Source organism: Blastomonas sp. CCH1-A6 (assembly GCF_001556365.1).
Lineage (GTDB): Bacteria > Pseudomonadota > Alphaproteobacteria > Sphingomonadales > Sphingomonadaceae > Blastomonas > Blastomonas ursincola.
Genome location: NZ_LSIS01000204.1, coordinates 1 through 7,992 on the forward strand (window position 1 = coordinate 1; position 7,992 = coordinate 7,992).

General features: G+C 63.4%; 5 protein-coding genes and 1 pseudogene. 1 reads left to right on the forward strand and 5 read right to left on the reverse strand.

Annotated elements, in window-relative coordinates; genetic code table 11:
- From AX735_RS09025 to uvrA, 4 genes and pseudogenes are all read right to left on the reverse strand, one after another.
- Window positions 1–644 (reverse strand): annotated as a pseudogene (locus tag AX735_RS09025) (TolC family protein); the annotation flags it as partial.
- Window positions 644–1,753 carry an efflux RND transporter periplasmic adaptor subunit gene (locus tag AX735_RS09030; RefSeq protein WP_066278826.1) on the reverse strand — a complete coding sequence of 370 codons (1,110 nt, stop codon included), beginning with the start codon at window positions 1,751–1,753 and terminating at the stop codon, window positions 644–646. The gene AX735_RS09030 and the pseudogene AX735_RS09025, both read right to left, overlap by 1 nt.
- A complete protein-coding gene (locus tag AX735_RS09035; protein ID WP_231750073.1) occupies window positions 1,740–3,464 on the reverse strand; it encodes an ABC transporter transmembrane domain-containing protein in 1,725 nt (574 codons plus the stop codon). Before AX735_RS09035 ends, AX735_RS09030 begins: the two co-directional genes overlap by 14 nt.
- 324 nt (window positions 3,465–3,788) lie before the next feature.
- Window positions 3,789–6,722 carry an excinuclease ABC subunit UvrA gene (gene uvrA, locus AX735_RS09040; protein ID WP_066278833.1) on the reverse strand — a complete coding sequence of 978 codons (2,934 nt, stop codon included), beginning with the start codon at window positions 6,720–6,722 and terminating at the stop codon, window positions 3,789–3,791.
- Window positions 6,723–6,919: 197 nt separating this feature from the next.
- Between uvrA and AX735_RS09045 the strand changes: the two genes are divergently transcribed.
- On the forward strand, window positions 6,920–7,372 hold the full coding sequence (locus AX735_RS09045) for a hypothetical protein (protein WP_137775392.1): 453 nt from the start codon (window positions 6,920–6,922) through the stop codon (window positions 7,370–7,372).
- A gap of 27 nt (window positions 7,373–7,399) precedes the next feature.
- Here AX735_RS09045 and AX735_RS09050 read toward each other — a convergent pair.
- Window positions 7,400–7,992: sensor histidine kinase (locus tag AX735_RS09050; protein ID WP_202189541.1), on the reverse strand; the 593-nt coding region annotated here is incomplete at its 5' end.

Here is a 7,992-nt window from a genome sequence, read left to right on the forward strand (position 1 = left end):
TCCTGCCGGTCCTGCGCCAGGCCGACCAGCGAACGATAGACGCGGACCTGCTGGCCCGCCGCCACCCATTGGCCATAGGCCTGGATCGCCCGCTGCTGCACGCCAATGGCGATGATCAGCGCGTCGAGCCCGGCAATGTCGCGCTCGATCAGCGCGTTGCGCTGGCCGAAGCGGCGATCGTCGATATAGCGGTCGCGCAGCAGCGCAAAAACGCCGCGGACCTTGAGCTCGCCGAGCCGGTCGGTGAAGCTGTAATCCTCATAGACCGGAAAATCGCCGCGCGAGACACGGTAGCTCGCCTCCAGCTGGCCACCATTGTTGGTGAGCGGCTGGATCGCCTTTCCCTGCACATAGGTGCCATCGTAAAAGCCCGCGATGCGTGAAAAGCCTTCGCCGCTGAACAGCAGGTCGAATGCGCCTTCGCTCGCCAGCACCCGTCCGTCCGCCGCGCGCGTATTGGCCAGCGCCTCGAGGATGCTCGGCGCAAAGCGGCGTGACGACGCCAGCACCTCGGACAGCTGCAATCCGCGTGAGGAGGGCACCTGATCGGGCGCGCTGACCGGGGCAGGGAGCGGCTGCGCCCCGACCGGAACAGCGAGCAAGGCCGAAACGGCCAGCCCGGCCAGCATCCATGCCTTGCGCATCACTTCTTCCCCGACGAGCTGCTCGAGGAGCCCGACGACGAGGACGACGAGGACGACGATACCTTGCCTCCGGTCTGCGTCATGCCACTATTGCCCTGCTCGGTGAGCGCCGGGTTCTGCAGCGGGAAGTCGTTGAGCTGGCGCCACAGTTCGAAGCCGACCGAGACCTGCTCCATCGCCACCCAGCCACGCACATTCGCGCCGAGGCGGACATAGGGTTCACCCGGCCAGCGGGCCTTGCCCGGCGCTTCGCGGACAAGCACGCGGAACAGCCCGTTCTGCGAGGCGGCAAGGTCGACCTGCTGCACCTCACCATCGAACAGGCCGCGCGCGACCGAGGGCCAGCCGGAAAACTGGATTGCGGGCCAGCCTTCGAACTCGAGCCGCACCTGCTGGCCCTTCCGGATCAGCGGCGCATCGCGGCCATCGACATAGATTTCGACCACGCGCTTGGCTTCGGTGGGCGCAAAGGTCGCCAGAACATCGCCCTGCGAGACCATGGTCGCCTTGTCCCCGCCGCTGATCCGCTGGATCACACCATTGCGCGGCGCGCGGACGAGCTGAAGCGACTGGCGCGCGAGATTGATGTCGATCTGGGTAATGGCCGCGCGCGCCTCGGCGAGCTTGGCCTCCATCTCAGCCACCTTGATGCGCGCCAGTTCGTTCTCGCGCCGCGATGCCAGGCCCTCGGAAAACAGGGTGCCGGTTCGGCCGACATCGTTGCGTGCGGTGCTGAGCGCGGAGGCAGCCGCGGCAGCCTTGGCCTCGGCCAAGCTGCGCTCGACACGCAGGCGCTCGAGCAGCATCGGATCGTTGTCGGAAATCTGGACGATCGGGTCGCCTTCGCGCACGACAGCGCCATCCTCGACATACCAGCGCTCGATGCGGCCGGAGACCAGTGCGGTCACGTTCTGCACACGGTCCTGCGGGTTGAGCGCGATCACCTGGCCCGCGCCATAGGCGGTCTGGATCCAGGGCACGTAGATCATGAACAGCGCTGCTGCCACGAGCGTGATGACCACCATCAGCGCAATGGCGCGCAGGGGACGGGGTGCACGCTGGGCCGCGAGCGTGCGGAAGCGGACAAGGGCGCGATCACGCGTTGCCATGGGCTGCCTCCTCCGCCTTGCTGTCTACGATCTGCAGGAACTCTGCGGGGTCGTCTATGATCCTCTGTCCGTCATCGCCAAGCCACAGATAGCGGCATCCTTCGGTAGGCGCGGGACGATAACTGAACTGAACGACAGTCGAGCCCTCTTCGCGCATCACCTTGCGCACATCAGCGAGGATGGCAGGATCGATCATGTCGAAAAGCCCGGTCAGAATGAGCAGGCGCGGACATTTCAGCATCGCGCCTGCCAGCTTCAGCCGCAGCGCCTCGGCATAGGAAAGCGGCCAGCCGCTGGTCGACAACTGGGTATCGAGACCCTCGGGCAGGCGCATCACCCGATCTTCCAGCCGGACCAGCGCCAGCGCCTTGAGCACATCGCCCGAGGTCGTGTCGGGACCGGCCAGGCGCAGATAATCGCGGATGCTCGCCTGGACGATGGTCGGGCGATCGAGCACGATGATCTCGCTGCGCAGCCGGAACATGTCGACCATGGCAATATCCTGTCCGCCCAGCGTGACCACGCCCGTCTCGGGTGTCAGATATCGCTTCATTGCATGGGTGAAAAGCCGCTGGATGCCGTGATTCTGCGCTTGGGCAATCAGTTGCGTTCCGGCGGGGATGGTGATGTCCAGCGTGATGCCGGGCGCGGTCGAACTGTGTGACACACGGCGCAGAATGAGATCGCTTCCGCCGATGGCGTCCTGGCCCTCGCGAGCCTCCTCTTCTTGCTCGATCTGATAAATGAGGCCGATTTCCTCGGCAGCGGCAATCAGGTCATAGGTGGTGTCGAGATAGACGCCAACCTGCCCGAGTCCGTAAAATGCCGCCGAGAGTATGAGTTCGGCAGCGACCAGCTGGCCGATCGACAGTTCACCCTGAATCACGAGCCAGCCACCCAGTGCGAGAAGGCCCGAGCTGGCCAGCGCGTAAAGCAGCAGAAAGGCGACGGTCTGCGATATCGAATACCGGAAGTGCTTGGCCTTGGCCGCGATATAGGCAGCGGTCACCTCTTCCGATCCGTCGAGCGCGTAATCGACATGGCGGCCCGACTTGTAGAAGCCGTTCGATGCGCCGACATTTTCCAGCCATTTCGCAGCATCATATTTGGCGTGGCTCAGTGCGATGCCCGATCGGATCGCGCCGCGCGTCCAGACCAGCAGGATCAGCACGGCGAGCGCGATGACGATCAGGTTGAAGGCCAGGAAGAACGGGTGATAGAAAGCGGTCACGGCAAAGCCAACCGCCGATTGCAGGATGATGGTGAACCCGCCGATCAACAGGCTGGGCACCGCCTTCTGCACCGTATTGACGTCAAAATAGCGGTTGAACAGGTCCTGCCGTTTGCTGTCTTCGAAGAACGGATTGCGGGCATGGATCGAACGGATGGTGATCTCCGCAACCTGGCGCGAATAGAAACGCCGCGCAAACAGCTCCATGGTGTAGATGCGCAGCGCAGACAGCAGCACCGCGATCAGCAGCAGCCCTAGCAGCGTACCGGCCAGGGTCACCAACGGTGTCACCAGCGCGGTGTTCGCGACCGAATTGATCAGCATCTGCACCGAAATTGGCGTTGCCAGCGACAGCACGGAGATCGCGACACCATAGACCAGCGCCAGCGCAAGGAAGCTACGCTCGCCCTTCAAGAGGCTGAACATCCAGCGGATAGCCTCGCGCGCGCCCATGATATGGTGTTCGGAAGATGATGCCATTTTTGCCTGCCCGTTATTCCAAGGTCGCCAGCGCACGAAATAGGCGACCTCGCCGATAAGCCCATTCGAAAGCGGTTTACCGGAGCAATTGGTTTTTTCTATCGGGAAGCTTCCCCCCGAACGCAGTTTTCCATGATATAGATTAACCTGCCGCTGGTCGAACGGTTATCCGGGCCGATTGATCCATGTTATGGCGGAATTTATCATGGCGGAAGGCTGGGCCATTCACAAGCATGACCCAGCACCAGATTGCGAACATGTGCAAACTGCCAAGAGCAGCCCGATTGCGGCCGAACCCGCGCCGCGGGCTCGGCGCGCGGACGCCTATCGCTTGAGCAGCGGAGCCAGATACTGGCCGGTATAGCTGCCTGCGACCTTGGCGACCTGTTCGGGGGTGCCTTCGGCAACAACCTGACCGCCCTTGACCCCGCCTTCAGGGCCCATGTCGATGATCCAGTCTGCGGTCTTGATGACGTCGAGATTGTGTTCGATCACGACCACGCTGTTGCCCTGTTCAACGAGGCGATGCAGCACCTCGAGCAGCTTGCGCACGTCCTCGAAATGCAGCCCGGTGGTAGGTTCGTCGAGAATGTACAGCGTCTGCCCGGTCGAGCGGCGCGACAGTTCCTTGGCGAGCTTGACGCGCTGCGCCTCGCCACCGGAGAGGGTGGTGGCCTGCTGGCCGACCTTGACATAGCCGAGGCCCACTTCCCACAGCATCGCCATCTTGTCGCGGATCGGCGGGACAGCCTTGAAGAACTCAACCGCATCCTCGACCGTCATGTCGAGCACGTCGGCGATGCTATGGCCCTTGAACTTCACCTCCAAAGTTTCGCGATTATAGCGCTTTCCGCCGCATTCCTCGCAGGTGACATACACATCGGGCAGGAAGTGCATCTCGATCTTGATGACGCCATCGCCCTGGCATTTCTCGCAGCGACCGCCCTTGACGTTGAAGCTGAACCGGCCCGGCTTGTAGCCGCGCGCCAGGCTTTCGGGCAGCCCGGCAAACCAGTCGCGGATGTTGGTGAACGCACCGGTATAGGTCGCGGGGTTCGATCGCGGGGTGCGACCGATCGGCGACTGATCGATGTCGATCACCTTGTCGCAATGTTCGAGCCCGGTGATCTTGTCATGCGGCCCCGCGATGATCCGTGCGCCATTCAGCGCCCGCGCGGCTCCCGCGAACAGCGTATCGATGGTGAAACTGGACTTGCCCGATCCCGATACCCCGGTGATGCAGGTGAAGGTGCCGAGCGGGATCGACGCCGTGACGCCGGTGAGGTTGTTGGCGCGGGCATTGTGCACGGTCAGCTTCTTGCCATTACCCTTGCGGCGCTTCTTCGGCACCTCGATCCGCCGCTCGCCGGTAAGGTACTGCGCGGTCAGCGAGTCCTTCGCCTTGAGCAATTCGGGCAAGGTGCCCTTGGCAACCACCTCGCCGCCATGCACGCCCGCGCCGGGGCCGAGATCGACGATATAATCGGCCGTGCGGATCGCATCCTCGTCATGCTCGACGACAATCACGGTATTGCCCAGATCGCGCAGGCGCTTCAATGTCACCAGCAGCCGGTCATTGTCCTTCTGGTGCAGGCCGATGCTTGGTTCGTCGAGCACATAGAGCACGCCCGAAAGACCGCTGCCGATCTGGCTGGCGAGTCGGATTCGCTGCGACTCTCCGCCGGATAAGGTGCCCGAGGTGCGGTCGAGATTCAGATAATCGAGTCCGACATTGTTGAGGAAGCCCAGGCGCTCGATGATTTCCTTGAGGATCGCCTTGGCAATCTGCTGCTGCTGCGGTCCCAGCTTCTCGTTCAGCGTCTCGAAGAAATGCAGCGCATCGGCGACCGAGCGGCGGGTCGAGATCGAGATGTCCTCGCCCGCCACCTTGACCGAAAGCGCTTCGGGCTTGAGGCGCGCCCCGTCACAGACTTCGCAGGGCTGCGCGGTCTGATACTTGCTCAGCTCCTCGCGCATCCACGCGCTGTCTGTCTGCAGCATGCGGCGGTTGAGATTGCCGATCACGCCCTCGAACGGCTTCTTGACCTCATAGCTCTTGCGCCCGTCCTGGAAACGCAAGGTTACCGGCTTGCCCGCCGTGCCGTGCAGGATGATCAGCCGTGCCTCGCCGGGCAGGTCCTGCCAGGGCGTGTCGAGCGAGAAGCCGAATTCGCGCGCCAGGCTGGCGAGCACCTGCATGTAATAGGGCGAAGGCGGGTTCGACTTGGCCCAGGGCACGATCGCGCCCTTCTTGAGGCTCAGCTCCTCGTTGGGCACGACCAGCTGCGGGTCGAAATACATCTTCTCGCCCAGGCCATCGCAGGCAGGGCAGGCGCCCTGCGGCGCGTTGAACGAAAACAGCCGCGGCTCGATCGCCTCGATGGTGAAGCCGGATACCGGGCAGGCGAAACGTTCGGAAAAGATGATGCGGTTGTCGGGGATGCCCGCGTTCTTCATTCCCTTCTTGGGCTTCTCGTCCGTTGCTGCCGCAGCATCGCCTGCGGCGACCGCCGACGGTCCGCCAAGCGCTGCCACCGTACCATCCGCGAGATCGACATAGGCCAGGCCATCGGCGAGCTTGAGCGCGGTCTCGAAGCTGTCCGCCAGCCGCGTCTCGATGCCCTCACGCACCGCCATGCGGTCGACCACGACCTCGATGTCATGCTTGTACTTCTTGTCGAGCGCGGGCGCCGCGTCGATCTCGTACATCTCGCCGTCAATGCGCACGCGGGTGAAGCCCGCCTTCTGCCATTCGGCCAGTTCCTTGCGATACTCGCCCTTGCGGCCGCGGACCACAGGCGCGAGCAGATAGAAACGCGTGCCCTCGGGCAGCGCCATCACCCGGTCGACCATCATGCTGACGGTTTGCGCGGTGATCGGCAGGCCGGTCGCGGGTGAATAGGGCACGCCGACGCGCGCCCAGAGCAGGCGCATGTAATCGTAGATCTCGGTGACCGTCGCGACGGTCGAGCGTGGATTGCGACTGGTCGTCTTCTGCTCGATGCTGATCGCGGGGCTCAGGCCGTCAATATGCTCTACATCGGGCTTCTGCATCATTTCGAGGAACTGGCGCGCATAGGCCGAGAGCGATTCGACATAGCGCCGCTGGCCCTCGGCATAGATGGTGTCGAACGCCAGGCTCGACTTGCCGCTGCCCGAAAGCCCGGTGATCACGATCAGCTGATCGCGCGGGAGATCGATGTCGACGCCCTTGAGATTGTGTTCGCGCGCGCCGCGCACAGAGATGTGAGTGAGCATGAACGGCCTTATGTTCTATTGATGTTCCGCTGGCAAGCGGGAGAAAGCACGGTGCGGCGCTTGAGCCGGGTCGCGAGCGAAACATGGTGCTGCGGGACGCACGCTGCAAGGGCGCGACATGCGACGAATGGAACCGCTTTGAGCGATGATCGTAGCCGTGTTAATCGAGATCAACTTTGTCTTGAGGGAATATGATGATGACTTTTCGCCCGTTCAGCCGCGCCTCGCTGGCCATCGCTTTGACTGCTTCGGCGCTCGCCATGCCCGCTTTCGCACAGCAGGCCAGTGCCCCCGCCGCGGCTGAGCCCGATAACGGATCGATGGAACCGTCGCCCGTCACCCGCAATCCGAGCACGCCCGAGGAACAGGCCGAGCGCGAAGCGGCCAATGCTGCCCAGGTGCAAGCGTCGAATGCACAGCTCGCGCAGAATGCCGCCAATCTCGCAAACTATGAGGCGCGTCGCTCCAGCTATGAAAACCAGATGAAGCTTTACGAGAACACGGTCGATTCGCGCGCGCGGGCCGAGTCCGAATATGCCGAGGTGAAGAAGCTTTACGACGCCATCTACGCGCAGTGGGAAGCCGATGTTGCCGCCTGCAACGCTGGCGACCGCAAGCGCTGTGCACAGGCGCCCGTTATGCCCAAATGAACCGGGGTGCGGCTCGTGTCGCGCGCCCTAGATCTTCGGTAACACCAGGGTAAAGCGCGCCCCCTGCCCGGGCGCGCTTTCCACTGTCAGATCGCCCTGCATCGCGAGCGCTAGCCGCCGCGAGATGTACAGGCCGAGGCCACTGCCGCCGTCGCCGCTGCGGCCGAGCCGCTCCCATTTGTTGAACAGCCGCTGCTGATCCTCTTCCGAAAGCCCGGGTCCCTGATCGGCAACGGTCACGCTGGCCCAATCCGGGCCCTCGTCGAGCCGCAGCCAGATCATCGATCCATCGGGCGCGTAATTGATGGCATTGCCTAGCAGATTGAGCAGGACCTGAAGCACACGCCGGAACTCGCCGGTCGCAGCCAGGCTCTCGTCTTCGGCAGGCTTGTCGATCCGGATCGAGCGGTCGGCGGCCTTGAGCGCGAGAAGCCCCGCTGCGCGCCGGGCGAGATCGGCAAGATCGACCGGTTCGCTCGCAGCGCTGAATCCGCTGGCTTCGATCGCTTCCAGATCCGCCAGATCGTCGATCAGCGCCAGCAGGTGTCGTCCGGCTGATGCAATATCGCCAGCATAGCCGGCATAATCCGAACGCAACGGTCCCTCGAGCCGACCGCCGA

What these genes read in the sequence shown, in the direction of transcription:
- AX735_RS09030 (WP_066278826.1), bottom strand. Translation starts at nt 1,753, where the DNA reads ATGGCAACGCGTGATCGCGCCCTTGTCCGCTTCCGCACGCTCGCGGCC.
- AX735_RS09035 (WP_231750073.1), bottom strand. Translation starts at nt 3,464, where the DNA reads ATGGCATCATCTTCCGAACACCATATCATGGGCGCGCGCGAGGCTATC.
- uvrA (WP_066278833.1), bottom strand. Translation starts at nt 6,722, where the DNA reads ATGCTCACTCACATCTCTGTGCGCGGCGCGCGCGAACACAATCTCAAG.
- AX735_RS09045 (WP_137775392.1), top strand. Translation starts at nt 6,920, where the DNA reads ATGACTTTTCGCCCGTTCAGCCGCGCCTCGCTGGCCATCGCTTTGACT.